The sequence below is a fragment of the Stutzerimonas stutzeri genome (assembly GCF_024448895.1).
Classification (GTDB): domain Bacteria; phylum Pseudomonadota; class Gammaproteobacteria; order Pseudomonadales; family Pseudomonadaceae; genus Stutzerimonas; species Stutzerimonas stutzeri_Q.
In genome coordinates, this window is record NZ_JAMOIC010000004.1 from 248,465 (window position 1) to 273,314 (window position 24,850).

Consider the following 24,850-nt stretch of genomic DNA (forward strand, 5'->3'; position numbering starts at 1 on the left):
GGGGAGCTAAATTATGGGGTTGAATTCCTTTGACAGTCGAGGAGCGCATCCCTAGAATGCCGCGCTTATGTTGAAAGGACCAATACCTCCGCACGTTGATCCGCGCAAGCTCGCCGACCGAGCGGCTGCCCTTAAGGGTGAGCTGCAATTGTCTGAGCTGAAGCGGCTTGTCGATCCTCTTGAGGACGATAAGGGTGTGGTGCACGTCAGTTTTGAGTTCGGGCGTGACGAGCAGCGTGCTGTGGTTATCCACAGCGAGCTGGATGTTGAGGTAACCATGATTTGCCAGCGCTGTCTGGAGCCGGTTGTTCTTCCTATTCACAGCGAGTGCGATTATGCCGTTGTGAATGAAGGGTCGAGCAGTCAGCACCTGCCTAAGGGCTACGACGTGCTGGAAGTGGGAGAGGATCCTCTGGATCTGCTGGCGCTGGTTGAAGAGGAGCTTCTGCTTGCTCTTCCGATTGTTCCACTCCATGACCAAGAAATTTGCCAGCCGCCGGCTGGGCCTGATGAGCCCGAGCCGAATGAGGACGAGGTATCGCGGTCCAACCCGTTCAGCGTACTGGCTCAGTTAAAGCGTGACCCAAACGTTTAGGAGTTGATCCCAATGGCTGTTCAGCAGAACAAAAAATCCCGTTCCGCCCGTGACATGCGTCGTTCCCATGACGCACTCGAGCCGAACGCCCTGTCCGTGGAAAAGAGCACCGGTGAAGTTCACCTGCGCCATCACGTTTCCCCGGAAGGTTTCTACCGTGGTCGTAAAGTGATCGACAAGGGCGCTGACGAGTAAATCTTGTCTGTCCCGGTCATAGCGATCGATGCAATGGGTGGGGACTTCGGTCCCCACTGCATTGTCCCGGCCAGTCTCAAATGCCTGGCTGAAGTCCCCTCGCTGCATCTGGCCCTTGTCGGCCAATCCTCTATTGTTGAAGAACTCATCGCCCAAACCCAGGGTGTCGACCGCTCGCGCCTGAACGTTATTGATGCCGAAGAGGTGATCGGCATGGATGAGCGTCCTGCCCAGGCTTTGCGCACCAAGCCTCGTGCCTCCATGCGAGTTGCCCTTGAGCTCGTGCGTGATGGTCAAGCCCATGCCTGTGTCAGTGCGGGTAATACTGGGGCGTTAATGGCGCTCGCCAGGCAGATTCTCAAGACGCTGCCTGGGGTCGACCGGCCGGCGATGATGACTGCAATTCCCACTCTCAAGGGGCCATGCCTATTACTTGATCTTGGGGCTAACGTGGATTGCTCCGCCGAACAGCTCTATCAGTTCGCGGTGATGGGGTCGGTTGCGGCGCAAAGCTTCGGTATCGACCGGCCGCGTGTTTCTTTATTGAACATAGGCACCGAAGAAATCAAAGGAAATCAGCAGGTCAAGGCTGCGGCCTGCCTTCTGCAGCAAGCGGCCGATATCAATTACCAGGGCTTCGCCGAAGGCGACGGGCTGTTTCGTGGCGAGACCGACGTAGCCGTATGTGACGGATTTGTAGGAAACATTCTCCTTAAGTCCAGCGAAGGCCTTGCCCATATGGTTGCAGTTCGTGTCGAGGCGCTCTTCCGGCGATCATTGTTCTCGCGGCTGGTCGGGGTGCTGGCTCTTCCACTTTTGCGACAGCTGCGTGCGGACCTGCGTCCTGCGCAATACAACGGTGCCAGTTTTCTCGGCCTTCAGGGAATCGTCGTTAAAAGCCATGGCGGTGCAGGGGCGGAGGGTTTTCGTGCAGCTATCCTGCGAGCAGCGCAGGATCTAGAGCACAACTTGCCCGAGCAGCTGCACAGTCGGCTTGAGCATATGCTGGTGACCAGTCGGTCGATTAATGCCGGGAATGATGTGACCGCCGCCGGCAGCTCGCCATCCAACTGAAATTCGATGCGCCTCAAGGGCGTTTTCTTCCAGACGAACAACCATAAGAGAGCGGTTTCATGTCTGCATCACTTGCATTCGTCTTTCCGGGTCAAGGCTCCCAGGCCGTTGGTATGCTGGCTGAGCATGGTGCCCACCAATCAATGATCATTGACACCTTTGCAGAAGCTTCGTCTGCGCTAGGCTACGATCTGTGGGAGCTCTGCCAGCAGGGCCCAGACGAGCGGCTGAATCAGACCGACAGAACCCAGCCAGCCATTCTTGCCGCTTCGATCGCTCTCTGGCGGTTGTGGTTGGCGGAAGGTGGCGTGAAGCCGGCATATTTAGCAGGGCACAGCCTGGGCGAATACTCCGCGCTTGTGGCGGCGGGCAGTCTGCCATTTCACGATGCGGTAAAGTTGGTTGAGCTCCGTGGCCAGCTTATGCAGCAAGCGGTGCCTGTCGGTACTGGCGGCATGGCGGCGATCCTTGGTCTTGACGACGCTGACGTCCTGGCTGCCTGCGGCGAAGTGGCGCAAGGCGAAGTCGTTAGCGCTGTCAATTTCAATGCCCCGGGCCAAGTTGTGATCGCCGGCAGCGCTGCGGCTGTAGAACGGGCCATCGAGGCTTGCAAGGCAAAAGGTGCCAAGCGCGCCATGCCCCTGCCGGTCAGTGTGCCGTCGCATTGCGAGCTGATGCGTCCTGCAGCGGAACGCTTTGCCGACGCCATCAATCAGGCCGCGTGGCAAGCGCCTGAGCTCCCTCTGGTCCAGAATGTCAGCGCGGAGATCGTTTCCGATCTCGATACCCTCAGACGAAATCTTTTGGCTCAGCTCTACAGTCCGGTTCGCTGGGTGGAGACTATCGTTGTGTTGAATGGGGGCGGTGTTACCGAGCTGGTTGAATGCGGCCCCGGAAAGGTGCTCTCGGGTCTTAACAAGCGCTGCGTCAAGGGTATTAATACCTACAATCTGGACACCCCGGAAGCTTTCGCCGCCGCGCGCGGCGCACTGGTCTGAACTAGGAGATATTTATGAATCTGCAAGGCAAAGTCGCTCTGGTGACGGGTGCTAGCCGCGGTATTGGCCAGGCCATTGCGCTTGAGCTTGGTCGGCAGGGTGCCATCGTGATTGGCACTGCGACTTCCTCTTCAGGCGCCGAGCGTATCGCTGAAACGTTAAAGGAAAATGGCATCGAAGGTGCGGGTCTGGTGCTGGACGTCACAAGTGACGAGTCCGTAGCTACCACACTGGAGCATATTCAACAGCATCTCGGTCAGCCCGCCATCCTTGTCAATAATGCAGGCATCACCCGCGATAATCTGATGTTGCGGATGAAGGATGACGAATGGCATGACGTGATCAATACCAATCTCAGCAGCTTGTATCGGCTCACCAAAGGCGTTTTGCGGGGGATGACGAAGGCCCGCTGGGGCAGAATTATCAGTATCGGTTCGGTGGTGGGTGCCATGGGCAACGCCGGGCAGGTAAACTACGCCGCAGCCAAGGCCGGGCTTGAAGGTTTTAGCCGGGCATTGGCGCGTGAAGTCGGTTCGCGAGGCATTACGGTCAATGCGGTTGCACCTGGCTTCATCGATACGGATATGACGCGTGAGCTGCCTGAAGCTCAGCGTGACGCATTGCTGGGGCAGATCCCTTTGGGGCGTCTCGGCCAAGCGGAAGAGATTGCCAAGGTTGTCGCTTTTCTGGCTTCGGACGGTGCTGCCTATGTCACGGGAGCAACGGTTCCGGTGAACGGCGGCATGTACATGAGCTAGCGTGACGCCAAGTCATCATGCAGTAATGAAGGCTGGTCCGTTTCGTTATAAAACTGCGGTTTTGATATAGACAGATGGTTGAAAGCGGAGTCATGCTTGCCCGCTTTCAGCTTGAAATGCGGAAAACGCTTTCTATACACTACCGCGCAGACCAGCTGCCTGATTTTTCCATAGGAGTGAAAACAAGGTATGAGCACCATCGAAGAACGCGTCAAGAAAATCGTTGCTGAGCAACTTGGCGTCAAAGAAGAGGAAGTCACCAACAGCGCTTCCTTCGTCGAAGACCTGGGTGCCGACTCCCTTGACACCGTTGAGCTGGTGATGGCTCTGGAAGAGGAATTCGAGACTGAAATCCCTGACGAGCAAGCTGAGAAGATCACCACTGTTCAAGAAGCAATCGATTACATCAACGCGCACGCGCAGTAAGTTGTAATCCTGCTTCGAACCAGTAAGCCGCACTGCTCCTAAACAGAGCAGTGCGGCTTTTGTTTGAGTTAGTTGTACCAGCTGGTCGTGCCGATTGGCCGATGTCTGTGAAGGCCCGGCTCGTTGTCCGTTGCGAATGCAAGCGGCGAAGAGTGTGGCGAATAATGCAAGGAGAATTGCTGTGTCGCGTAGACGCGTCGTAATCACCGGGATGGGCATGCTATCGCCGCTGGGTAACGATGTGCCAAGCAGCTGGCAGGGTATTCTCGCCGGCCGCAGTGGTATCGGCCTGATTGAGCACATGGATCTTTCCGCCTACTCCACTCGCTTTGGCGGATCAGTAAAGAATTTCGACGTTGAGCAGTATCTGCCAGCGAAAGAGGCGCGCAAGCTCGATCTCTTCATCCAGTACGGCCTGGCTGCCAGTTTCCAGGCGGTGCGTGATTCCGGACTGGAAATTACCGATGCCAATCGCGAGCGCATCGGCGTGGCCATGGGCTCCGGAATTGGCGGTCTGACCAATATTGAGAACAGCTGCAAGGCCCTCATCGAGCAGGGACCACGGCGCATCTCGCCGTTTTTCGTCCCCGGCTCGATCATCAATATGGTTTCGGGCTTTCTGTCGATCCATCTGGGGCTGCAAGGTCCAAACTACGCTATCGCTACAGCCTGTACGACTGGTACGCATTGCATCGGTATGGCCGCACGTAACATCGCTTACGGTGAAGCTGACGTCATGGTTGCAGGCGGTTCGGAAATGGCAGCAAGTGGTCTGGGAATCGGCGGCTTCGCCGCGGCCAGGGCGCTATCGACGCGCAACGATGATCCGGCTGCAGCAAGCCGGCCGTGGGACAAGGACCGGGACGGCTTCGTATTGTCCGATGGTGCTGGCGCACTGGTTCTTGAAGAGCTCGAGCATGCCAAGGCACGCGGTGCAAAAATTTATGCGGAGCTGATCGGTTTCGGCATGAGTGCAGATGCGTTTCATATGACCTCGCCGCCGGACGATGGCGCAGGTGCCGCTCGTTGCATCCGAAACGCGATCGTGGATGCCGGCATAGATACCGCCCAGGTCCATTACATCAATGCTCACGGTACTTCGACACCGGCCGGTGACAAGGCTGAGGCGGCTGCGATCAGAACGGTGTTCGGCAGTCATGCTTATGATCTGTCGGTAAGCTCGACCAAATCCATGGTGGGGCATCTGCTAGGTGCTGCAGGCGCAGTAGAGGCGATATTCAGTGTGCTCGCCATCCGCGATCAGGTGGCGCCGCCGACGATCAACCTCGATGAGCCTGGTGAGGGCTGCGATCTCGACTTCGTACCGCATGTGGCAAAGCCCCGGACAATCGATGTCGCTGTCTCGAATTCATTTGGTTTCGGTGGTACCAATGGTTCGCTGGTATTCCGCCGGTTCACCGAGTGACACTGAGCTGGGTGGACGGACAGCCCTCTGATGGGTTGTCTGTTCATGATCGAGGGCTCGCTTACGGTGACGGCCTGTTTGAAACGATCAAGGTTGTAGACGGCCGTCCGGAACTACTAGATCGGCACCTCGACAGGTTGAAGCGAGGCTGCCGGACCCTGGCGATTCCCTGCAATAGCGAAGCGCTACGCAGGCAGCTCACGGCTTTCAGCGTTGAGCTTGTCGACGGTGTGGCCAAGTTGATTGTCAGTCGCGGCGAGGGTAGACGGGGTTATGCCCAGCCCGACCCCGTTATTCCGCGAACCATCATTCTCGGGTCTCCCTTTCCAAACTATCCAGACGCTCACTCCACGCAGGGAGTGAAACTTTACTCCTGCACGACTCGCCTTGCAGAGCAGCCACTTCTTGCCGGCCTCAAGCACCTCAATCGACTGGAACAGGTTCTCGCCCGTAGTGAATGGCAGGATCCCGCCTATGCCGAAGGATTGATGCGAGATATGTCCGGGCGCGTTATAGAAGGCGTCTTCAGCAACCTGTTTATTATCGAGTCTGGCAAGCTTTTGACGCCTGCGCTTGATCGGTGCGGTGTCGCCGGAGTGATGCGAGAAGAGCTGCTGGAGAGGGCTGGCTTGATTGGAGTCGATACCCTGGTCACGGACATCACGCTCGAACGCCTACTCGATGCTGACGAGGTGTTCATGTGCAACAGCTTGTATGGCGTTTGGCCTGTGCGGCAAATCGAGGCCTGTGTCTGGTCGGTGGGTCCGCTCACACGTAAACTTCAGCGTCTGGTAGCTGATCTGTCGAGCAACACGTGATTCGAAAATTGTCTTTTGCGCTCTTGGGCGCCGTTCTGATTGCTGCTGTGGCACTTGGCCTGATCTTCTGGAAACTTCATTCGGCTCTGGAACAACCTCTGCAGCTGAGTGAGGTTCAGACGCTCGAAGTGCAGCCGGGAGATACGCCCAGCGGCCTGTTTCAACGCCTTGAGCGCGACGGCGTCCTGAGTGACTCGTTCTGGTTACGGGCGCATTGGCGATTGAAACTATCCGGTTATACGTTGCACAGCGGCGAGTATCAGCTGCGCCCAGACATGACCGCGCATGACATGATCCAGCTCTGGCAGCGTGGCGAGGTCGTTCAGCACACCTTGACCATTGTCGAAGGCTGGAACTTCCGCCAGGTTCGAGCTGCGTTAAGCGCATTACCAACAGTTCAACAGACCTTGGTCGGCGCAACCGATGCCGAGGTAATGACTAGGCTTGGACAGCCCGAACTGCATCCTGAGGGAAGATTCTTTCCCGACACCTACAGATTTACCCGCGGGGTGACCGACCTCGAATTGCTTCAGCGAGCTTACGCTCGGCTGGAGGCCGTACTCGCCGAGGAATGGCAGAAGCGCAGCGAGGGTTTGCCATATCAAAGCCCATATGAAGCGCTGATCATGGCTTCGATCATCGAGAAGGAAACCGGCGTTCCGTCAGAGCGCCGGGAGATCTCGGGTGTTTTTGTTCGGCGGCTCGAGCGAGGCATGTTGTTGCAGACCGACCCTACGGTCATCTACGGCATGGGTGAACAGTATCAAGGGCGCATCACGCGCAACGATTTGCGAAAAGCCACGCCTTACAACACCTACACCAACAGCGGCCTGCCCCCCACCCCGATCGCAATGGTTGGCCGCGAAGCCATCAATGCCGCACTGAATCCGGTGGATGGTGAAAGCCTTTACTTCGTCGCGCGTGGCGACGGCAGCCATGTATTCAGCAATTCCCTGGACGATCACAACCGTGCGGTGCGCGAATATCAGCTCAAGCGCCGCGCTGATTACCGATCCAGCCCACCGCCCCGACAAGCTCCGGCGCCTACCGAGAATGCCCAGTGACTGGTCTCTTCATTACCCTGGAAGGCCCCGAGGGTGCGGGCAAGAGCACTAACCGCGAGTATCTGGCGCAACGCCTTCGCGAGCATGGCCTTGATGTTGTATTGACCCGCGAGCCTGGCGGAACGCCTCTGGCCGAGCGCATCCGCGAGCTGTTGTTAACCCCGGCTGACGAGCCCATGAATAGCGATACTGAGCTACTTCTGGTTTTCGCCGCACGGGCGCAGCATCTCGCTCAGGTCATTCACCCGGCACTTGCGCGTGGTGCAGTCGTGCTTTGCGATAGGTTCACCGATGCGACTTACGCGTACCAGGGTGGGGGGCGCGGACTGTCTGTTCAGCGTATTGAGCAGCTTGAGCATTTCGTGCAGGGCGATAAGCGGCCGGATCTGACGTTGATTTTCGACTTGCCGGTCGAGGTTGGGTTGAGTCGTGCGGCTGCTCGCGGACGCCTTGATCGATTCGAGCAGGAAGGGCTCGATTTCTTCGAAGCTGTGCGCAGCGCCTATCTCAACCGCGCAGGACAGAATCCTCAGCGGTATCGAGTGGTCGACGCTGGGCAGTCGCTGACAGCCGTGCAGCAGGATCTGGATGCGCTTTTGCCTGAGCTGTTGGAGCGTACACTTGGCTGACGCCATTCTTCCTTGGCAGGCAGACCTCTGGGATCTGTTGGCAGGCCGCCAGCAGCACGCGCATGCCTACTTGCTCCATGGCCCGGCTGGGATCGGTAAGCGTGCCTTGGCCGAACGGCTGATGGCGCTCCTGCTGTGTCAGCGGCCGGCGGAGGACGGCGCCTGCGGCAGCTGTAAAGGTTGCATGTTGCTTGCAGCGCATACCCATCCTGACCATTACATCCTCGAGCCGGAGGAGGTCGACAAGGCTATTCGGGTGGACCAGGTTCGCCAGTTGGTCGGATTCGTCACTCAAACTGCGCAACTTGGCGGGCGTAAGGTGGTGTTACTCGAGCCCGCCGAGGCAATGAACCTTAATGCGTCCAATGCACTGCTCAAGAGCCTCGAAGAGCCGGCGGGTGATACCGTATTGCTGTTGATCAGCCATCAGCCAAGCCGTTTGCTCCCGACGATCAAGAGTCGCTGCGTCCAGCAGAGCTGTCCTTTGCCGGGCCGTCAGCAGAGCCTTGATTGGTTGGCAGCCAAGCTTCCGGAGCTGCCCGCCGTCGAGCGCGAAGAGCTGTTGAGCCTGGCAGCCAACTCGCCTCTGGCGGCGCTCAATCTGCATGGCGCTGGTGTTCTGGCGATGCGGGTGCAGGTGGTCGAAGGGGTAAAAGGTCTTTTGAAGCGACAGCAGTCGCCCAGCCAACTGGCCGAAGCGTGGAACCCGTTGCCGTTGCTTCTTCTGTTTGACTGGTTCTGCGAGTGGGCGCACCTGATACTGCGATTCCACATGACCGGCGATGAAGCAGAGCTCGGCGCTGCCGATATGCAAAAGGTCATTCAGTATCTGGGGCAGAAGACTTCTGCGTCTAAACTGCTGGCGTTACAGGACTGGTTGTTGGCCCACAGGCAGAAAGTGCTGGGTAAAGCCAACCTCAACCGTGTCTTGCTTCTCGAAGCGTTGCTGGTGCAGTGGGCAAGCTTGCCCGGGCCAAGCTAGAATCCACCGGAATTGTTGTTAGGAATACCGCATGAGCTTGCCTGCAAACCTTGGTCCGCGTAACGGCATTCTGTCTCTGACGATCAAGGACAAGTCCGTGCTTTATGCGGCGTTCATGCCTTTCATCAAGCATGGCGGATTGTTCATCCCTACCAACAAGAGCTACAAGCTGGGCGATGAAGTGTTCATGCTTCTCAGCCTGATGGACGAGCCTGAGAAAATTCCGGTTGCAGGTAAAGTCGTCTGGATCACCCCCAAAGGCGCACAGGGCAATCGGGCGGCTGGGGTAGGTGTGCAGTTCAACGAGGGTGACTCGACCGCTCGTAACAAAATCGAAACCTATCTTGCTGGCGCAATGAAGTCCGATCGTCCCACCCACACCATGTAACCCGGCGTACTGCTCGCCTATTCCCTTTTAGTTTCCCTCCTGCATTGCGCGGATCGATCCGGCGGCGACCTGCTGACCGTCTTTGCCTTACAATCACCGGCTTTTGGTTCGGATGATATTCATGCTGGTCGACTCGCATTGCCACCTGGATCGTCTCGATCTCTCCGCACATGATGGCTGTCTCGACAAAGCCCTTGATGCTGCGCGTGAGTGTGGCGTAGGGCATTTCCTCTGTATAGGCGTGAGCGCTGATAACACCGCGGCAGTCAAGGCACTCGCGCAGCGATACAAGGATGTTGACTGTTCAGTTGGCGTGCACCCGCTGGATCTCAAGCCTGGTACCGAACCTGCGCTGGACTGGCTGCTCGGTGAGCTGGAGGCGCCCGGCGTAGTTGCGATTGGCGAGACGGGGCTCGATTACCACTATGAACCCGAGGCCGCGGAACTGCAGCAGGAGTCCTTTCGGCTGCATCTGGAGGCGGCGCAGATCTGCGGCAAACCAGTGATCGTCCATACTCGTGCCGCGCGGTCGGACACGTTGGACCTGCTTCGTGAGGCGGCTTTGACTCAGGCCGGCGTGCTGCACTGCTTCACCGAAGACTGGGACATGGCCAAGGCGGCACTGGACCTGGGTTTTTACATCTCGCTATCCGGTATCGTCACGTTTCGCAATGCTGATGCACTGCGGGATGTGGCGCGTCGCGTTCCGGCGGATCGTCTGCTGGTGGAAACGGACTCACCCTACTTGGCACCAATTCCCTATCGGGGCAAATCGAACCTGCCGCAATACGTACGCGAAGTGGCCGAGTTCCTGGCTGACTTGCGCGGTGTCGATTTCGAAACCTTGGCTTCACAGACCACTGCCAATTTTAAACGGCTGTTCCCGCTGGCCCGCATCGGTTTCTGATTGCGGCCAGCCGTCGCAGGCTGGTCATACGCAAGCCAGGAACTCGGCGGGCATGTACAATCCGCGCCGCTTCGAGATGCCTTCCGAGACGTCGAGCATCGACGCAACGGGTGCATTCGAATCCATGCGTCGCGGCTCCTGTTTTCGGCGACCACTCGTCACAACCCAGACAAGGTGACGTCATGTCCAGCGAGACGCTGCACACGGGACCGCTTCAGCGCGGTTTGAAGAATCGGCACATCCAACTGATCGCACTTGGTGGGGCCATCGGCACTGGCCTCTTCCTCGGTTCGGCAGGCGTGCTTCGCAGTGCCGGGCCTTCAATGATTCTCGGCTATGCCATTGGCGGCATGATTGCCTTTCTGATCATGCGGCAACTGGGCGAGATGATCGTCGAAGAGCCGGTCGCCGGATCGTTCAGTCATTTTGCTCACAAGTACTGGACACCGTATGCGGGCTTCCTTTCTGGCTGGAATTACTGGGTGCTTTACGTTCTGGTGGGAATGGCCGAGCTGACGGCGGTCGGCAAATACGTGCAGTTCTGGTGGCCAGAGGTGCCTACGTGGGTAACCGCTGCGGCGTTCTTCGTGCTGATCAATCTGATCAACCTGGTAAACGTCCGAACCTTTGGCGAAACGGAATTCTGGTTCGCCATCGTAAAAGTGGGTGCCATCGTCGGCATGATTGCGCTGGGCCTGTACTTGTTGCTGAGCGGCAGCGGAGGCGAGCAGGCCAGCTTCAGCAATCTCTGGAGCCACGGCGGGTTCTTTCCCAACGGCATCAGCGGGATGGTCATGGCGCTGGCGATCATCATGTTTTCGTTCGGCGGACTCGAACTGGTCGGAATCACCGCGGCAGAGGCGTCGGACCCGAAAACGGTCATCCCGAAAGCCATCAATCAGGTCGTTTACCGAATTCTGATCTTCTACATCGGTGCGCTGAGCGTACTGCTCGCGCTATATCCCTGGGACAGTTTGCTCGAGACCCTTGGTGCTGCGGGCGACCCCTACAGCGGCAGCCCCTTCGTGCAGATCTTTTCTCTGATAGGGAGTGACACTGCGGCGCACATCCTCAATTTCGTGGTGCTCACCGCGGCGCTATCGGTCTACAACAGTGGCGTGTACTGCAATAGCCGCATGCTGTATGGCCTTGCGGAGCAGGGTGATGCGCCGAAGGTGTTCATGAGCGTGAACCGTCGCGGCGTTCCGGTATTGGCGATCGCGCTCTCTGCGCTGGTCACCATGCTTTGCGTGCTGGTCAATTATCTGCTGCCTCAAGGCGCGCTTGAGCTGCTGATGTCGCTGGTGGTTGCGGCGCTGCTGATCAACTGGGCGATGATCAGCCTGGCACATCTGAAATTCCGCAAGTCAATGCAAATGCAAGGTATCGAGCCGTCGTTCAAAGCCTTCTGGTATCCATTCAGCAACTACCTGTGCCTAGCCTTCGTGGCTTTGATCGCTGTCATCATGTTGTCGATGCCTGGACTGCGTACCTCCATCATTGCCATCCCTTTCTGGGCGCTGTTCATCTGGCTGTGCTTTAAGCTAAGGCAGTTCAGCAAGCGCACCACTTAAGGTTGAGACGCTAGGCCTGCGCACCAGGCAAAAAAAACCCGGCGTCTAAGGAAGCCGGGTCAAGACCATTAGGAGTAATGAGGTCACGTTCCTCGCTTCCTCAGCTGGCCGGGCATTGGGGGGATTGCGCGGCCAGTGACTGAAGTATTGGCCGGGATGAGCAAGTCTGCCGGCCGATTCGCCGCTTTTTAAAACGGATTTGGAATAGTTGCACGCGCCTTGATCGCTCACTTTGCGCCAAGGCTGCGGACGATTGCCAATGACTGCTCGATCACCTCGTATTCGGTGTAGAAATGCGGCGATAGCCTGATACCGCCGCCCCGCAGCGCACAGACAATCTGCTCGGCCTTAAGCCTTTGGAACAGCTCCGGGTTTTCCCAGCCATTGACTCTGAAGGTCATAATCCCGGCCCGGCGGTGCGGATCGGTGGGGCTCAGAATCTCCACCCCTCGCATGCCTGACAGCTCACGCTGAAAATGATCGATGCGCTCGCTCAGTCCCTTGCCTACGGCGCTCATACCAATCTCTTCCAACAGCGAAAGGCTGGCGTCCAACGCCATGGCACCGAGCAGATTCGGGCTGCCGCATTCGAAACGGCGCGCACTTGCCGCTGGCTGCCAGTCACTGCGGTCGTAGTCGCCCGCATGCTCGAGCATGTGCCAGCCGTATTCGTGTAGCCGCAGCTGCTCACGCAGGTCGCTGCGGCAATAGAAGACACCAAGTCCTTCCGGGCCGAGCATCCATTTGTGGCCGTCCGCCATAGCGAACGCGCAGTGGTAGTTCTGGACATCGAAGGGCAGCGCGCCGATCTGCTGGATGGCATCGATGCAGAAGAGTACGCCGTGTTGATCGCAGCCTTGGCCAAGTCGTGCCAGATCGAGCCGTAAACCGCTGGCGTACTGCACGGCGCTGACCGCCAACAAGCGAACTTTGGGTCCACAGGCCGCCAACAGTGCGCCCTCCGGATCATTGCCCTTGAGGCTGACTTGAATGATCTCGACTCCCTGCGGCTTCAACGCTTCCCACACCACGCGGTTGGAAGGGAATTCCTCGTCACTGATGACGATCTGGTCACCTGGCCTCCAATCCAGGCCGAAAGCCACGAACGAGAGCGCTTCGGAGGTGTTCTTGACCAGCGCCACATCGGCGGTGCTTGGGGCGTTGAGCAATCTGACGAGGCGCTCGCGCAGCCTGTTCTCGACTGTGAGCCATTGCGGGTAGTCGCGTGCACCAATAGTCATGTTCTGCTGAGCGAACGCAATCACGGCCTCAGTTGCGCGGCGCGGCCATGGGGCAACAGAGGCGTGATTCAGGTATCGCAAGCCTTCGATTTGGGGAAATTCGTCACTCAATGTACTCATGGGCGATGTTCCGTGCATTTTCTGACTAAATAGGCATAATCTTCTGCTTCGATTTCAACCCGCAGCCTCTTATGCAAAATGAATCCCGTAAGGTCCGCGAATTTCGCCGTCGCGAACAAGAGATTCTCGATACGGCGCTCCAGTTATTCCTTGATCAGGGGGAAGACAGCGTCACCGTCGAGATGATCGCCGACAAGGTGGGAATCGGCAAAGGCACCATTTACAAGCACTTCAAATCAAAGGCCGAGATCTATCTCCGCTTGATGCTTGATTACGAGCGCGACCTGAATGAGCTCTTGCACTCACCCAGCCTGGATCAGGACAAGGAAGCGCTGTCCCGTGCTTACTTCGAATTCCGCATGGGTGACCCTCAGCGCTATCGCCTGTTCGACCGTCTCGAGGAGAAGGTCGTGAAGGGAAATCAAGTGCCGGAAATGGTCGAAGAGCTTCACCGCATCCGCGCGTCGAACTTCGAACACCTGACTCAGCTGATCAAGGGGCGCATCGCGGAAGGCAAACTCGAAGACGTACCACCTTATTTCCACTATTGCGCAGCCTGGGCGTTGGTGCACGGCGCTGTCGCGCTGTATCACTCGCCATTCTGGAGCAACGTCCTGGAAGATCAGGAAGGCTTCTTCCAGTTCCTGATGGACATCGGCGTACGGATGGGCAACAAGCGCAAGCGAGACTGATCCAGGTGGGGTGAGGCTGGGCATTTTGTCGCCATGTGCTTCGGAAAACAGATGCGGCCGCGCTAAGGGTCAGATGCCCGTTGAGCAAAAGGGCTGACGTTTGGACCACAACTGTGCGTCGGGCAGCGATTCTCCAGGGTTCAGTAACGGAAGCCTCACAACCAGCTCAGTTCCTTTGCCGCTTCCCTCACTCTTGCCGGTCACCGTGCCACCGTGTGCCTCGACCAACTCGCGCACCACCGTGAGACCGATGCCCAGCCCTGCGCCGTCGAAACCAACCGCATTCACATCCTGTACGAATGGCTCGAAGATGAACGGTAGCGCTTTTGCTGTGATCCCGATGCCGTTGTCGCGAATGCTGATCTCCACTATGTCCCCTTCGGCAGTAGCCAATAGGCTGACCGAGCCACCGACCGGTGTGTACTTGGCGGCGTTACCTAACAGGTTTCCGAGAATCTGAGCGAGCCGCATGGGGTCACCGTTTATTGCCAGTACACCCTCAGGCAGTAATGTGCTCAAGTGTATGTCGCGCGCGATCATTGCCGGACTGCAGAGCTCCACAGCTTCTTGGATGGTCTCTACCATATCGACAACGCGACATTTGAGTCGGAACTTGCCGGTGCTGGCGCGCGCCAAGTCGAGCAGATCTTCTACCAGACGAGACATGTGGCGTACCTGCCCCTCGATCAAGGCCTGCATGCGCGGCAGCTCCTCACTTGGCGTACGCCCCAGACGCCCAGCAATCAGGCTGATAGGTGTCAGGGGATTGCGTAGTTCGTGAGCTACCAACGCGAGCACTTTTCTTTGCTGCTCCAGCGCGAATTCGGCCGAGGCTTGCAGGTCTTTTGCGCTCAAGGCGGCGGTAACCAATTGTTCGTTGGCTTCACGCATATCCAGACTTAGCTGCTGCTCTGCTTGTGTGAGCTGCGATCTCTCTGCATCCGACTGAGCTAGCAATGTCGCCAGAACCAATTGCTGGTTGGCCTCGATCAGTTGCTCCATCTGCTGACTGTCGACGAGCTGGGCGTTGGTGTCGTTCAGTTCTTTATGCAATGCCGCCAGCACCGCGCGCGCCTCAACGGTTTGCTGTCCGAGCCGGAACAGTTCCTCGGAGGCGGTAGCCCTTGCTTGCGCGTTGTCGGCATTGATCCTTTTCACGAGTTTGTGTTCACTCCTCGTCCCCGCTTGGACGCCGTCGGGTAGGCCGGCCTCCGAGCAGACCTTCTTGATCCGACAGCATCTCTCCGATCAGTAGTCCGTTATCGTCAATGCGATACAGGCGCAACTCATCCGAATGGCTGCTGGCGCGCACCTTGACCACCGCCATGATGCGCAACAAGCGGCTCTCCACCTCGATATAGCACTGGACGATAATGGCGTCGGTGAGGAACGCCGTACCGTAAGGGCTGAATCGCAAGTCCGTGTAGCGATCTTCCAGCTCCGAAGTCATCAGCACACTCACCCCAACAGAGGTCAGTGCGGTAACCATCCTTGAAAGCGATTCCCGATAGTCTTCGCGGAAGGTAGGTGCCAGCGCCAGTTCGAAGCCCGATAGTGAATCGATCACCACGCGGGTCGCCTTCAATCTGTCGATTTCGCTTAACAGCTGAGAAACGATTTCATCGATGGATAGGTCCGGGGCACGACTGTCGACCAAACCGACTTGGTCGTTCTTGATCAAATCGGCAAGGGTGGCATTTTGCGAGCGATTGGGTCGTTGTTCGAATACGGCGATGACCCCGGTTTCGCCATTGCGAACACCCTCTGCGAGGAAAGATGCAGCCAGAATGCTTTTACCAGAACCCGATGGCCCGGCCACGAGCAGTGAGTAGCCCCGAGGGAGGCCGCCGCCCAGCATATCGTCGAGCCGCGGTACGCCCATATTCAGGCGCTTCATAGGGAAGGTTCGCGGTGCCTCGACGGTACTGGACGCCGCGGGTGCAAATACCTTGATTCCTGAGCTGGCGATTCGGAAAGTGTGCAAACCAGGCAATGTCGGCTGGCCACGCATCTTCATGATTTCCATCTTGCGAACCATGGAATTGCGCTGAACGCTCTGGCGCAGCCAGATCAGCCCATCGGCCACGGTGAAAATCGGGTTGGTATCGGTTTCGGTGAAGTACTCACCAATCAGAAATGTCGTTGCCTGCCAAGTGGTCATCAGCATGCCGAGTTGCTGAACGAACTGCGGCAGATTGTTGTTCGGGTTGTTCTGGGTCTGGCTTGCCAGCACTACCGAACGGAACGAATCGACGAACACCAGCGCGGGCGAATGACTTTCGACTTCGCTGACGATACGCCGCAGCACTTCGTCCAGGTCTCCGGCCAGGGTGTCGTCAGCCAGATTGATGTAGCGGATCGACTGGTTGATCGCTTCGCTGTCGAAGAACTCGAACTGCTGTTGATAGCGCAGCATTTTCAGCGGTGGCTCGCCTAGCATCGTAAAAAAAAGTGCGGGGCGTTCGGGTGTTGCCAAGGCGAACATCATCTGATGTGCCAGGGTGGTTTTGCCACAACCTGGGGGGCCGGCGATCAGGTTGAACGAGAACTCCGGCAACCCTCCGCCGAGCACTTCGTCCAACCCCGGCACACCGGTGGCCAGACGGTTTATAGTCGCTTTGGGTGCTCATGGCGATTTTTCCTGCGCAGGGGTTTCGCTCGAAATGGGTTTCCACACACCGCGAAGCAAGCGGGTGGTGAGCGAGGAACCAATAAGCGTGGTCAGCAGTTTGTGGAATGTAACTAGCAACACTTCACCAAAAAACAGAGCTTCGGCTACGCTTTGCTCAACGAGCAGGGCCTGCAGAGCTGTCAGATCCAGAGAAGCCTGCAACTCGGCATATACGCTGGTGAGGTGCGGGTGGTTGGATAGGCAGAGGTGAAGGCTACGGCGATACAGCGCGGCAACGCCTTGCGGCCCGAGGATGGGCGCCAGTGCTGAGTCTATGTCCTGCAGTATGGATATGATCGTCTGTGCGACCGCTGCGGTGTTAGCGTCAGGGCCAACGCGACGCGTTAGAGAAGCTACGATCTCATTGCTCTCTTCGCTTGGCGTGGACATGGCTCGCTCATACCTGATGGGGACTATGTTGATAGTACACCCTAAGAAAAAAAGCACAGACTTAACTGCCCCTCACGGTAGCTTCGTATCTATTTCAGACAACATCGGTAGATAAAACGTCGCCAACATGGATGCGCTTCGCCGTTAGGCTCGTCGAATAAACCCGTCTATCCCGGCTCGGGTACATCAACTTTGCTGCTGGTGCTTTGGCGCCGCCTGTTTATTCGAATACCGTCGCGCCAATCGGACGCATGGGCGTGAGCTACGGTTTGCTTCGGAGGACAACGTATCGAGCTGATGACACCGGCTTTCCCACACGATGGAAAACGGTACCGTCAGAACTGGCGTGTTTGCTGCATTGCTACGTCAATCGTCGGTTTTCCGTCACGCCAGGAGCGAGAGATGAAAGTGTTTAGCCTTATCGTAGCCGCGCTCGTATTAAGCGGCTGCATGAAGGTAAGCGATATGGCCGAGGGTACACGCCATCAACTTCGCGACGTCGGCATACTCGACCACAGCGAGACCGTGCGCTCGGCTTCGTGGCGCTTGCAGCCCGACTCCTTCATCTATATCGCACAGGGGCACTTCGTCCCGCCGGGGGATGCCTACCCGCGACCAAACGTTGTCGCAGAAGAAGCCTTCAAGGGGTTTGTCGAGTATTTCCCGCTGGTACGGCGCGCTCCTGATCCGGCCGGATTGGACGAGGCATTGAACCAGGCGGCGGTTGCTGGTGCCCATTACTTGCTGTACACCCGTTTTGCCGCTGCGGATGACCGCATAGGCAGTTTCGATGAACTCAATGATCAACGCGCGCTCGATCGCCTCGGTGTGGACACCAGCGTGGTGCAGCTGATGTTGTTCGAGACCGGGACTCGCTACCTGGTCGACACGGCACGAATCCGTAGCCGAGGCGGGCTGTGGAACATCTATGACGCAACGCCGCAACTCCTGTTGGGGCCGCCGTTGCGAGACTACGCCAGGCGCCTGACGGGCCTGAGTCGCTAAGGAGCACACATGAGTGATGCTGGAAAAGCCGAGAATCTGCTCGGCCAGATTCCACAAGAAAAAAATAAGGGCCTGCCACCTGTTCACCTCTGGAACCCGCCGTTCTGCGGCGATATCGACATGCGGATTGCGCGCGATGGCAGCTGGTTCTATCAAGGTACGCCCATAGGTCGTCCCGCCATGGTGCGGCTTTTTTCTACCGTGATTCGGCGAGACGGTGACGATTACTTTCTGGTGACGCCGGTTGAGAAGGTCGGCATCACTGTCGATGACGCGCCTTTCGTGGCGGTTGAGCTGATTGCCGAGGGCAGCGGCGAGGCTCAGGTTCTTCGCTTCGTCACCAATGTTGGTGATGAAACCGAAGCAGGTGAAGAGCATCCGATGCGGGTCGAAATCGATCCCGAGACTCAGGAACCGGCGCCTTACGTACATGTTCGCGCCAACCTGGAGGCGCTGATCCATCGCAACGTCTTCTATCAGTTGGTTGAGCTGGCGGAGCCGCGCGAGATAGATGGCGCCAAGTGGCTGGGGGTATGGAGCCACGGTCATTTCTTTCCGATCGGCCGCGCCGAGTAATCTTCCAGCAGCGCTTACCCGGGCATTTAGCTAGCGCCTCTGGCCGCAGAGGTTAGAACCTCTGATTGGAGCGTCGGCTGCGGGTTAGTGGGCGAGGGAGCTCAATCCGTGCGCCAGACGATCTCCTCTTCGCCGCGCTCGCTGATGCTTATCCAACGATCAGCGTCTTCTACCGATTCTTCTTCCTGCCAGCCACCCGGTGCGCAGCGGATCTCGACTCCGAGTACCTGATGAGCGGCGCGGGCACAGGCGATGTCGTCATCCCAGGGTGTTGAATCGCTCTCGAGCAAAAGGCTGTGCCATTTCCCGACCGCCTTTGGCAACCATGTCACCGGAACCTCGCCGGCCCTGCATTTGAACGTCTTGCCCTTGGGCTCCCAAGGTGAACAGGCGCCCAGGGCCTGGGTCAGCCATTCGGTGACAGCCTCATGGCTGGCATCCCTGAGATAGATTTCGATGTCCGGTTGACGCATGAGCGGTGGCCTTGTCGGGTAGTAGATGGCGTGAAGTGATCAGGAACCCATCGTGGAAGGGTGCCAGTGCTGTCGTGTGCATCGCATGCTTCAGAAGCTGGGTTTTACCTGTCTCTCTCGATCCAGTCGTAGCGTATCGCAACCCGCACCCGCAGTGGCGCGTTGACGACCGCCGTGCGGCGCTCTGCGCTCGCACGCCAGCCATGCGGCGTCATGGCCAGCAGATCGGCGCGAGCTTGGGCACTGTCCAGCTGCAATTCGAAAGATAAGGTCTCGCTATGGGCCAGATGCATGCCGTCCGGGATCAGGGTCAGGTGTTTCTCGTCATCGTATTCGCGGATCTCGTCGTACAGCAGGCCGCGCAGTTCCCAGAGGTGTTCGCGGGTCGGGCCCATGCGCAGCAGTCCGCCGCCGGGTGCGAGCAGGCGCCGGGCTTCATCCCAGTCCAAAGGGCTGAAAACACTCGCGAGCAGTTCGCAGCTGGCGTCGGCCATTGGCACGCGAGCCATGCTCGCAACCAACCATTCGACCTGCGGCGCACGTTTGCAGGCGCGTTTTACCGCTTCGCGGGAGATATCCAGCGCGTAGCCGTCCGCTTCCGGGAGTGCCTGGCCAATCTGTGCCGTGTAATAGCCTTCGCCACAGCCGATATCCAGCCAGCGTTTCGGAGCGCGCTCGGCTGCCAGCTGCGCCAGGCGCATAGCTAATGGAGCGTAGTGGCCGCCATCGAGAAACCGCCGCCGTGCTTCAACCATGGCCTGGTTGTCGCCTGGGTCACGGCTATTCTTGTGCTGCACGGGAAGCAGATTGAGATAGCCCTGACGTGCCCGATCGAAACGATGGTTGGCAGGGCATGTCACGCCGTTGTCGAGGGCGATAAGTTCGCCCCGGCAGATTGGGCAGATCAGCATGCGAGGAGGTTGACCAGGGTCTGGTAGTAGATCTCGGTCAGTAGATCGAGATCGCTGGCAAGGATATGTTCGTCCACTTGGTGGATCGTCGCGTTGACTGGCCCCAGCTCGACGACCTGGGTACCGAGGGTCGCGATAAAGCGACCATCGGATGTGCCGCCGCTGGTGGATGGCGTGGTTTCGCGGCCGGTCACGCTGCGGATCGCTCTGGCCACGCCGTCGAGCAGGTCACCTGGTTCGGTCAGGAAGGGGAGGCCTGATAGTGCCCAGTCGACGCTCCAATCCAGGCCGTGCTTATCGAGTATCGCGGCGGTGCGTTGCTGCAGGCCTTCGACGGTGGATTCGGTCGAGAAACGGAAGTTGAACACCGCCTCCAGCGTCCCGGGAATGACATTCGTGGCCCCAGTGCCGGCGTTCAGGTTGGAAATCTGGAAGCTGGTCGGCGGGAAGAACGCGTTGCCATCATCCCAGTGTTCGGCAGCCAGCTCGGCCAATGCAGGTGCAGCCAGATGGATCGGATTGTTGGCCAGATGCGGGTAGGCCACGTGACCCTGTTTTCCGCGCACAGTCAACGTGCCCCCCAGTGAGCCGCGTCGACCATTCTTGACCACATCGCCGACCAGCTTGGTGCTCGATGGCTCACCGACGATGCACCAGTCCAGTCGCTGAGCGCGCTGGCGAAGGCGTTCGACAACCGCCTTGGTACCATGATGCGCCGGACCTTCCTCATCGCTGGTGATCAAAAAGGCAATCTGCCCCTTGTGACTCGGGTATTCGGCAGTGAAGCGCTCCACCGCGACGATCATCGATGCCAGGCTGCCTTTCATGTCTGCCGCGCCACGCCCGTGAAGCATTCCCTGTTCGTCGATGCGTGCAGCAAACGGTGGGTTCTGCCAGGCCTGCAGAGGGCCGGTCGGGACGACATCAGTGTGTCCAGCAAAGCACAATACGGGACCCTCGTTCCCGCGGATCGCCCAGAAATTCTCCACGTCTTCGATACGCATCGGCTCGATGGCGAACCCGCATGCGGCAAGGCGTTCGCTCATCAGCCCCTGGCAGCCTTCGTCCAGCGGTGTGACCGAGGGCCGATTGATCAGTTCGCAAGCGAGTTCGAGGGTCGGGGAGAGGGCGGCGGCGGTCATCACGGCTCCGGGGCGGGCGGGGAAAGGGCGCCATATTAAAGCAAAACCCGGTTACTGCCGCGGGTCGAGTGGTGGCGCCAGCTTCACGTGTGCCGGCTTTGGTGGCGTATGCCATAGGCCGGCCGGCCGGTGGCAGAGCGCAGGCTCTGTTTTGGGGAGCATGAGCGCCTATAATTGCCCGTCGTTCTTCTTGGGTATCAGCATGTCTTTCGACGATCAGCGCTTCGGCGGTATCGCACGCCTATACGGCAACCCCGGTCTCGAGCGCCTGGCCGCGGCGCATGTTGCAGTGGTCGGCATTGGTGGCGTCGGTTCCTGGGCCGCCGAGGCGCTGGCGCGCAGTGGTGTCGGTGAGATCAGCCTGTACGACCTGGACGACGTTTGCATCACCAATACCAATCGGCAGGTTCATGCTTTGGAAGGCGCGGTAGGTAAACCGAAAGTCGACGAGATGGCTGCGCGGATCAAGGCGATCAACCCGCAGTGCGTGGTGCATGCAGTGGCCGACTTCGTGACTCGCGAAACCATGGCCGAGTACATCACCGAACAGATGGACTGTGTGATCGACTGCATCGACAGCGTGCCGGCCAAGGCGGCGCTCATCGCCTGGTGCAAGCGTCGCAAGATTCAGATCATCGCCACGGGCGGCGCGGGAGGGCAGGTGGACCCGACGCAGATTCAAGTTGCCGATCTGAACAAGACCTTCAACGACCCGCTGGCTGCAAAGGTGCGCTCGCTGCTGCGGCGTGAGTACAACTTCTCGCGTACGCCGGGTCGCACCTACAGCGTGCCCTGCGTATTCTCCACCGAGCAACTGCGTTATCCCAAGCCGGACGGTGGCGTCTGCCAGAGCAAGAGTTTCGTTGGTGAGGGCGTGAAGCTCGACTGCGCGGGCGGGTTCGGTGCGGCGATGATGGTCACGGCCAGTTTTGGTCTGGTGGCTGCGGCCCGTGCAGTGGACAAACTGGTTGCGGGGGCACGACGTCCGGCGGAGCGTGTTCGGTCCTGAGTGCCAGGCTCAGCCTGTCGACACCAGCTCACGCATCCGCTGCAGAACCGCACTCATTCCGTTGGCGCGGGACGGCGACAACTGCCGCGACAGACCGAGCTGGGTGAACCACTCCGTGGCGTCGAGTTGCTGAAGCGCTTGCCCCTCCAGTCCATTTACCCGAACCAGCAACACGGCTAGCAAGCCGCGCAGCAAGCGCGCTTCGCTGGTGCCGCGGAAATTCAGGCGACCATCCTGGTGATCACTGACCAGCCAGAGCTTGCTATCACAGCCAGACACGAGGTTCGGCTCGCTGCGCTCGGCCTCGGCAAGGGGCTCAAGGCGGTCGCCCCATTGCATCAGCAACCGAGCGCGTTGCTCCCAGCCCGCGGCCTGCTGGAAGCTCTCCAGCGTTTCGGCGGCCGCTTCGGAAAGCGCGATCACCGCAACACGTCCATCGCCTGATCGAGGGCGCCGAAGAAGCGCTCCAGATCGACGCCATCGTTATACAGCCCGAGTGACACCCGGATAGCGCCGTCGACGCCTAGGGTTTTCATCAAGGGCTGCGCGCAGTGTGTGCCGCTGCGTACGGCGATGCCCTGTTCGGTGAGCAGGTGGGCCAGATCACCATGATGAATGCCCTCAACGGTAAAGCTGGCCAGCGCGGTCTGCGGCTCGGATAGCAGCTGCACCCCATCACGTGCCTGCAGGCCGGCGAGAAGCTTCATGTGCAGTGCCTGCTCGTGTCCCGTTACCGCAGCAGCGTCGAGCCTCGACAGATAATCGAGCGTGGCGCCCAGGCCGATGACACTGCCGATGGGCGGCGTGCCGGCTTCAAAGCCCAGTGGCGCAGCATGAAAATCCGCGCTCTGAAAATCGGCAACGCGTACCATCTCGCCGCCGAATTGCCAGTGCTTGAGCTGCAACAATGACTCGCCACGGCCGTAGAGTGCACCGACGCCTTCCGGCCCATACAGCTTGTGACTGGAAAGCACATAGAAATCGCAGTCGAGCGCCTGCATGTCGTGCCGTCCATGCACCACACCTTGAGCGCCGTCGACTATTGTCAGCGCGCCTTGTTGCCTGGCCATTGGCAGCAGTTCGGCCAGGGGTTGCCAGGTGCCGAGCACATTGGAAAGCTGGCTGACCGCGAGCAGCCGAGTGCGAGGACCGATCAGGTTGGCTGCAGCGTCCAGATCGATCACTCCTCGCGCGTCGAGCGGCAATACGACCAGCCTGGCTCCGCGCCGTCGCGCCAACTGCTGCCAGGGCAGAAGATTGGCGTGATGCTCCAGCGCACTGATCACGATTTCGTCATCGGTTTTGATCAGGTGCTCGAGCCCGTAGGCGAGGAGATTGAGCGCTTCAGTGGCACCCCGGGTAAAGACGATCTCAGTCGGGCAGGCTGCATTGAGCCACTGCGCTACCTTGATGCGGGCATCCTCGAAGGCGCGCGTCGCCCGTTCGGCTGGCAGATGCTGGGCTCGATGGACGTTAGCGGTACCGCAAGTGTAGTAACCGGTAAGCGCGTCGATCAGCGCCTGCGGCTTTTGCGACGTGGCGGCGCTGTCGAGGTAGGTCTGCCCCTGACTTTCTAGGATTGCCAGGGCGGGGAAATCGGCACGCCAGGGGGAAAAAAGCATAGCGGTAAACCTTGAGCTGGAGGCAGGGAGCTGAAAGCGGCGCCGTTGTCCTCCAGCCCCCGGGCTTTCAGCTTCGAGCCATGCGGTTAGTTATGCGCGTGCAGCGCTTCGTTCAGCTCGATTGCGGACTTGTGCGTCTTGCATTCGACTGCGCCGGTCAACGAATTACGGCGGAACAGGAGGTCGGTCTGCCCCGCCAGCTCGCGCGCCTTGACCACCTTGACCAGTTCGCCTTGCTCGTCGAGCAGATTCACCTTGGTGCCCGCAGTGATATACAGGCCGGACTCCACGGTGTTGCGATCACCCAGCGGGATGCCGATGCCGGCATTCGCGCCGATCAGGCAGCCTTCGCCCACCGAGATCACGATGTTGCCGCCGCCGGAAAGCGTGCCCATGGTCGAGCAGCCGCCGCCCAGGTCTGAGCCCTTACCGACGAACACGCCGGCCGAGACGCGACCTTCGATCATTCCCGGGCCTTCGGTGCCAGCATTGAAGTTGATGAAACCTTCATGCATGACGGTGGTGCCTTCGCCCACATAAGCGCCGAGGCGAATACGCGCGCTGTCAGCGATACGCACGCCAGCTGGGACTACGTAGTCGGTCATCTTGGGGAATTTGTCGACCGAGACAACTTCCAGCAGGTAGCCCTTTAGGCGTGCTTCCAGCTGGCGCTCGGCCAATTCGCCAAGGTCAACCGCGCCCTGGTTGGTCCAGGCTACGTTGGGCAGCAACGGGAAGATGCCCGTCAGGTTCAGGCCATGAGGCTTGACCAGGCGATGAGAAATCAGGTGGAGCTTAAGGTATGCCTCCGGCGTGGAGGTCAGTGCGGAGTCATCTGCTAGCAGGGTGACCACCAATGGACGCTGGCTTTCCGCAAGCCGGGTAAGCAGCGCGTGCTGAACGCTGTCAATGGATTTGACTGCATCAGCCAGCTGTGCCGCCTGAGTGGTGGTGATGCTGATTGCCTGGTTGCCGCCTTCATATTTCAGCAGCGGGGCGATGGCCGAGACGAGTTCGCCTGCGGGCCGCAGCATGGGTTGTGCGTAGAACACTTCGAGCCAGTTGCCCTGACGGTTTTGAGTGCCGACGCCGAACGCCACGCTGAATAGAGAGTTGCTCATGGGGAATCCTTTTAATCATTCGCGCTCGTTCAGGCGAGCGGGT

Annotated in this window: 28 protein-coding genes; 18 read left to right on the forward strand and 10 right to left on the reverse strand. The window is 58.9% G+C overall.

Features of this window, described 5'->3' with window-relative positions; genetic code table 11:
* The first annotated feature begins 67 nt into the window (after nt 1–67).
* From NA619_RS06970 to NA619_RS07035, 14 genes are all read left to right on the forward strand, one after another.
* Nucleotides 68–595, forward strand: a complete 528-nt coding sequence (locus tag NA619_RS06970) for a YceD family protein (protein ID WP_255961055.1) — start codon at nt 68–70, stop codon at nt 593–595.
* A gap of 12 nt (nt 596–607) precedes the next feature.
* Nucleotides 608–790, forward strand: a complete 183-nt coding sequence (gene rpmF / locus NA619_RS06975) for a 50S ribosomal protein L32 (protein WP_019342480.1) — start codon at nt 608–610, stop codon at nt 788–790.
* Nucleotides 791–793: 3 nt separating this feature from the next.
* Nucleotides 794–1,864, forward strand: coding sequence for a phosphate acyltransferase PlsX (plsX, locus tag NA619_RS06980; protein ID WP_255961056.1), 1,071 nt, complete (start codon nt 794–796; stop codon nt 1,862–1,864).
* Between the two features lie 59 nt (nt 1,865–1,923).
* On the forward strand, nt 1,924–2,862 hold the full coding sequence (gene fabD, locus NA619_RS06985; protein ID WP_255961057.1) for an ACP S-malonyltransferase: 939 nt from the start codon (nt 1,924–1,926) through the stop codon (nt 2,860–2,862).
* A gap of 14 nt (nt 2,863–2,876) precedes the next feature.
* Complete coding sequence (gene fabG / locus NA619_RS06990; RefSeq protein ID WP_158189368.1) at nt 2,877–3,620, forward strand: 3-oxoacyl-ACP reductase FabG; 744 nt, start codon at nt 2,877–2,879, stop codon at nt 3,618–3,620.
* 189 nt (nt 3,621–3,809) lie between these two features.
* Entirely contained in the window at nt 3,810–4,046 is a 237-nt protein-coding gene (gene acpP / locus NA619_RS06995; RefSeq protein ID WP_003283670.1) for an acyl carrier protein, read from the forward strand.
* A 181-nt stretch (nt 4,047–4,227) separates the two neighbouring features.
* Entirely contained in the window at nt 4,228–5,472 is a 1,245-nt protein-coding gene (gene fabF, locus NA619_RS07000) for a beta-ketoacyl-ACP synthase II (RefSeq protein ID WP_255961058.1), read from the forward strand.
* Nucleotides 5,473–5,474: 2 nt separating this feature from the next.
* Nucleotides 5,475–6,290, forward strand: a complete 816-nt coding sequence (gene pabC / locus NA619_RS07005) for an aminodeoxychorismate lyase (RefSeq protein WP_255961148.1) — start codon at nt 5,475–5,477, stop codon at nt 6,288–6,290.
* Nucleotides 6,287–7,354 (forward strand): endolytic transglycosylase MltG, encoded by a 1,068-nt coding sequence (gene mltG / locus NA619_RS07010; protein ID WP_255961059.1) that lies wholly within the window; start codon nt 6,287–6,289, stop codon nt 7,352–7,354. Before pabC ends, mltG begins: the two co-directional genes overlap by 4 nt.
* Entirely contained in the window at nt 7,351–7,983 is a 633-nt protein-coding gene (gene tmk, locus NA619_RS07015) for a dTMP kinase (protein WP_255961060.1), read from the forward strand. The genes mltG and tmk overlap by 4 nt, the downstream gene beginning before the upstream one ends.
* Entirely contained in the window at nt 7,943–8,965 is a 1,023-nt protein-coding gene (locus tag NA619_RS07020; RefSeq protein ID WP_423836808.1) for a DNA polymerase III subunit delta', read from the forward strand. The genes tmk and NA619_RS07020 overlap by 41 nt, the downstream gene beginning before the upstream one ends.
* Nucleotides 8,966–8,996: 31 nt before the next feature.
* Nucleotides 8,997–9,353 carry a PilZ domain-containing protein gene (locus NA619_RS07025; RefSeq protein WP_019342489.1) on the forward strand — a complete coding sequence of 119 codons (357 nt, stop codon included), beginning with the start codon at nt 8,997–8,999 and terminating at the stop codon, nt 9,351–9,353.
* Nucleotides 9,354–9,474: 121 nt separating this feature from the next.
* A complete protein-coding gene (locus tag NA619_RS07030) occupies nt 9,475–10,260 on the forward strand; it encodes a TatD family hydrolase (RefSeq protein ID WP_255961062.1) in 786 nt (261 codons plus the stop codon).
* A gap of 182 nt (nt 10,261–10,442) precedes the next feature.
* On the forward strand, nt 10,443–11,834 hold the full coding sequence (locus tag NA619_RS07035; RefSeq protein ID WP_255961063.1) for an amino acid permease: 1,392 nt from the start codon (nt 10,443–10,445) through the stop codon (nt 11,832–11,834).
* A gap of 227 nt (nt 11,835–12,061) precedes the next feature.
* On the opposite strand, the gene NA619_RS07040 is transcribed toward NA619_RS07035, so the two are convergent.
* Nucleotides 12,062–13,195, reverse strand: a complete 1,134-nt coding sequence (locus tag NA619_RS07040) for an aminotransferase class V-fold PLP-dependent enzyme (protein ID WP_255961064.1) — start codon at nt 13,193–13,195, stop codon at nt 12,062–12,064.
* Between the two features lie 71 nt (nt 13,196–13,266).
* Between NA619_RS07040 and NA619_RS07045 the strand changes: the two genes are divergently transcribed.
* Nucleotides 13,267–13,887 (forward strand): TetR/AcrR family transcriptional regulator, encoded by a 621-nt coding sequence (locus tag NA619_RS07045; RefSeq protein WP_122165162.1) that lies wholly within the window; start codon nt 13,267–13,269, stop codon nt 13,885–13,887.
* Between the two features lie 69 nt (nt 13,888–13,956).
* Here the strand turns inward: NA619_RS07045 and NA619_RS07050 are convergent, their stop codons facing one another.
* The 3 genes from NA619_RS07050 to NA619_RS07060 are packed head-to-tail and all read right to left on the reverse strand — an operon-like array spanning nt 13,957 to nt 16,948.
* Nucleotides 13,957–15,045, reverse strand: a complete 1,089-nt coding sequence (locus tag NA619_RS07050) for a sensor histidine kinase (RefSeq protein WP_255961065.1) — start codon at nt 15,043–15,045, stop codon at nt 13,957–13,959.
* 10 nt (nt 15,046–15,055) lie between these two features.
* Complete coding sequence (locus tag NA619_RS07055; RefSeq protein WP_423836809.1) at nt 15,056–16,477, reverse strand: RAD55 family ATPase; 1,422 nt, start codon at nt 16,475–16,477, stop codon at nt 15,056–15,058.
* Between the two features lie 36 nt (nt 16,478–16,513).
* Nucleotides 16,514–16,948 (reverse strand): hypothetical protein, encoded by a 435-nt coding sequence (locus NA619_RS07060; protein ID WP_255961066.1) that lies wholly within the window; start codon nt 16,946–16,948, stop codon nt 16,514–16,516.
* Nucleotides 16,949–17,350: 402 nt separating this feature from the next.
* Here NA619_RS07060 and NA619_RS07065 point away from each other — a divergent pair, with 402 nt between their 5' ends.
* Complete coding sequence (locus NA619_RS07065) at nt 17,351–17,953, forward strand: DUF4823 domain-containing protein (RefSeq protein WP_255961067.1); 603 nt, start codon at nt 17,351–17,353, stop codon at nt 17,951–17,953.
* A gap of 9 nt (nt 17,954–17,962) precedes the next feature.
* Entirely contained in the window at nt 17,963–18,529 is a 567-nt protein-coding gene (locus tag NA619_RS07070; RefSeq protein ID WP_255961068.1) for a DUF1285 domain-containing protein, read from the forward strand.
* Nucleotides 18,530–18,630: 101 nt separating this feature from the next.
* Here NA619_RS07070 and NA619_RS07075 read toward each other — a convergent pair whose 3' ends face one another.
* The 3 genes from NA619_RS07075 to dapE all read right to left on the reverse strand — a co-directional run bounded on the left by NA619_RS07075 (nt 18,631) and on the right by dapE (nt 21,055).
* Nucleotides 18,631–19,002, reverse strand: coding sequence for a hypothetical protein (locus NA619_RS07075; RefSeq protein WP_255961069.1), 372 nt, complete (start codon nt 19,000–19,002; stop codon nt 18,631–18,633).
* Between the two features lie 104 nt (nt 19,003–19,106).
* Entirely contained in the window at nt 19,107–19,913 is an 807-nt protein-coding gene (locus NA619_RS07080) for a putative RNA methyltransferase (protein ID WP_255961070.1), read from the reverse strand.
* Complete coding sequence (dapE, locus tag NA619_RS07085) at nt 19,907–21,055, reverse strand: succinyl-diaminopimelate desuccinylase (RefSeq protein WP_255961071.1); 1,149 nt, start codon at nt 21,053–21,055, stop codon at nt 19,907–19,909. The genes NA619_RS07080 and dapE overlap by 7 nt, the downstream gene beginning before the upstream one ends.
* 202 nt (nt 21,056–21,257) lie before the next feature.
* Here dapE and tcdA point away from each other — a divergent pair, with 202 nt between their 5' ends.
* A complete protein-coding gene (tcdA, locus tag NA619_RS07090) occupies nt 21,258–22,064 on the forward strand; it encodes a tRNA cyclic N6-threonylcarbamoyladenosine(37) synthase TcdA (RefSeq protein ID WP_255961072.1) in 807 nt (268 codons plus the stop codon).
* A 9-nt stretch (nt 22,065–22,073) separates the two neighbouring features.
* Here the strand turns inward: tcdA and NA619_RS07095 are convergent, their stop codons facing one another.
* The 3 genes from NA619_RS07095 to dapD form a co-directional block, all read right to left on the reverse strand.
* Entirely contained in the window at nt 22,074–22,487 is a 414-nt protein-coding gene (locus NA619_RS07095; RefSeq protein WP_255961073.1) for a SufE family protein, read from the reverse strand.
* Entirely contained in the window at nt 22,484–23,686 is a 1,203-nt protein-coding gene (locus NA619_RS07100; RefSeq protein ID WP_255961074.1) for an aminotransferase class V-fold PLP-dependent enzyme, read from the reverse strand. The genes NA619_RS07095 and NA619_RS07100 overlap by 4 nt, the downstream gene beginning before the upstream one ends.
* Nucleotides 23,687–23,772: 86 nt before the next feature.
* Entirely contained in the window at nt 23,773–24,807 is a 1,035-nt protein-coding gene (gene dapD / locus NA619_RS07105) for a 2,3,4,5-tetrahydropyridine-2,6-dicarboxylate N-succinyltransferase (protein WP_255961075.1), read from the reverse strand.
* Between the last annotated feature and the right edge of the window lie 43 nt (nt 24,808–24,850).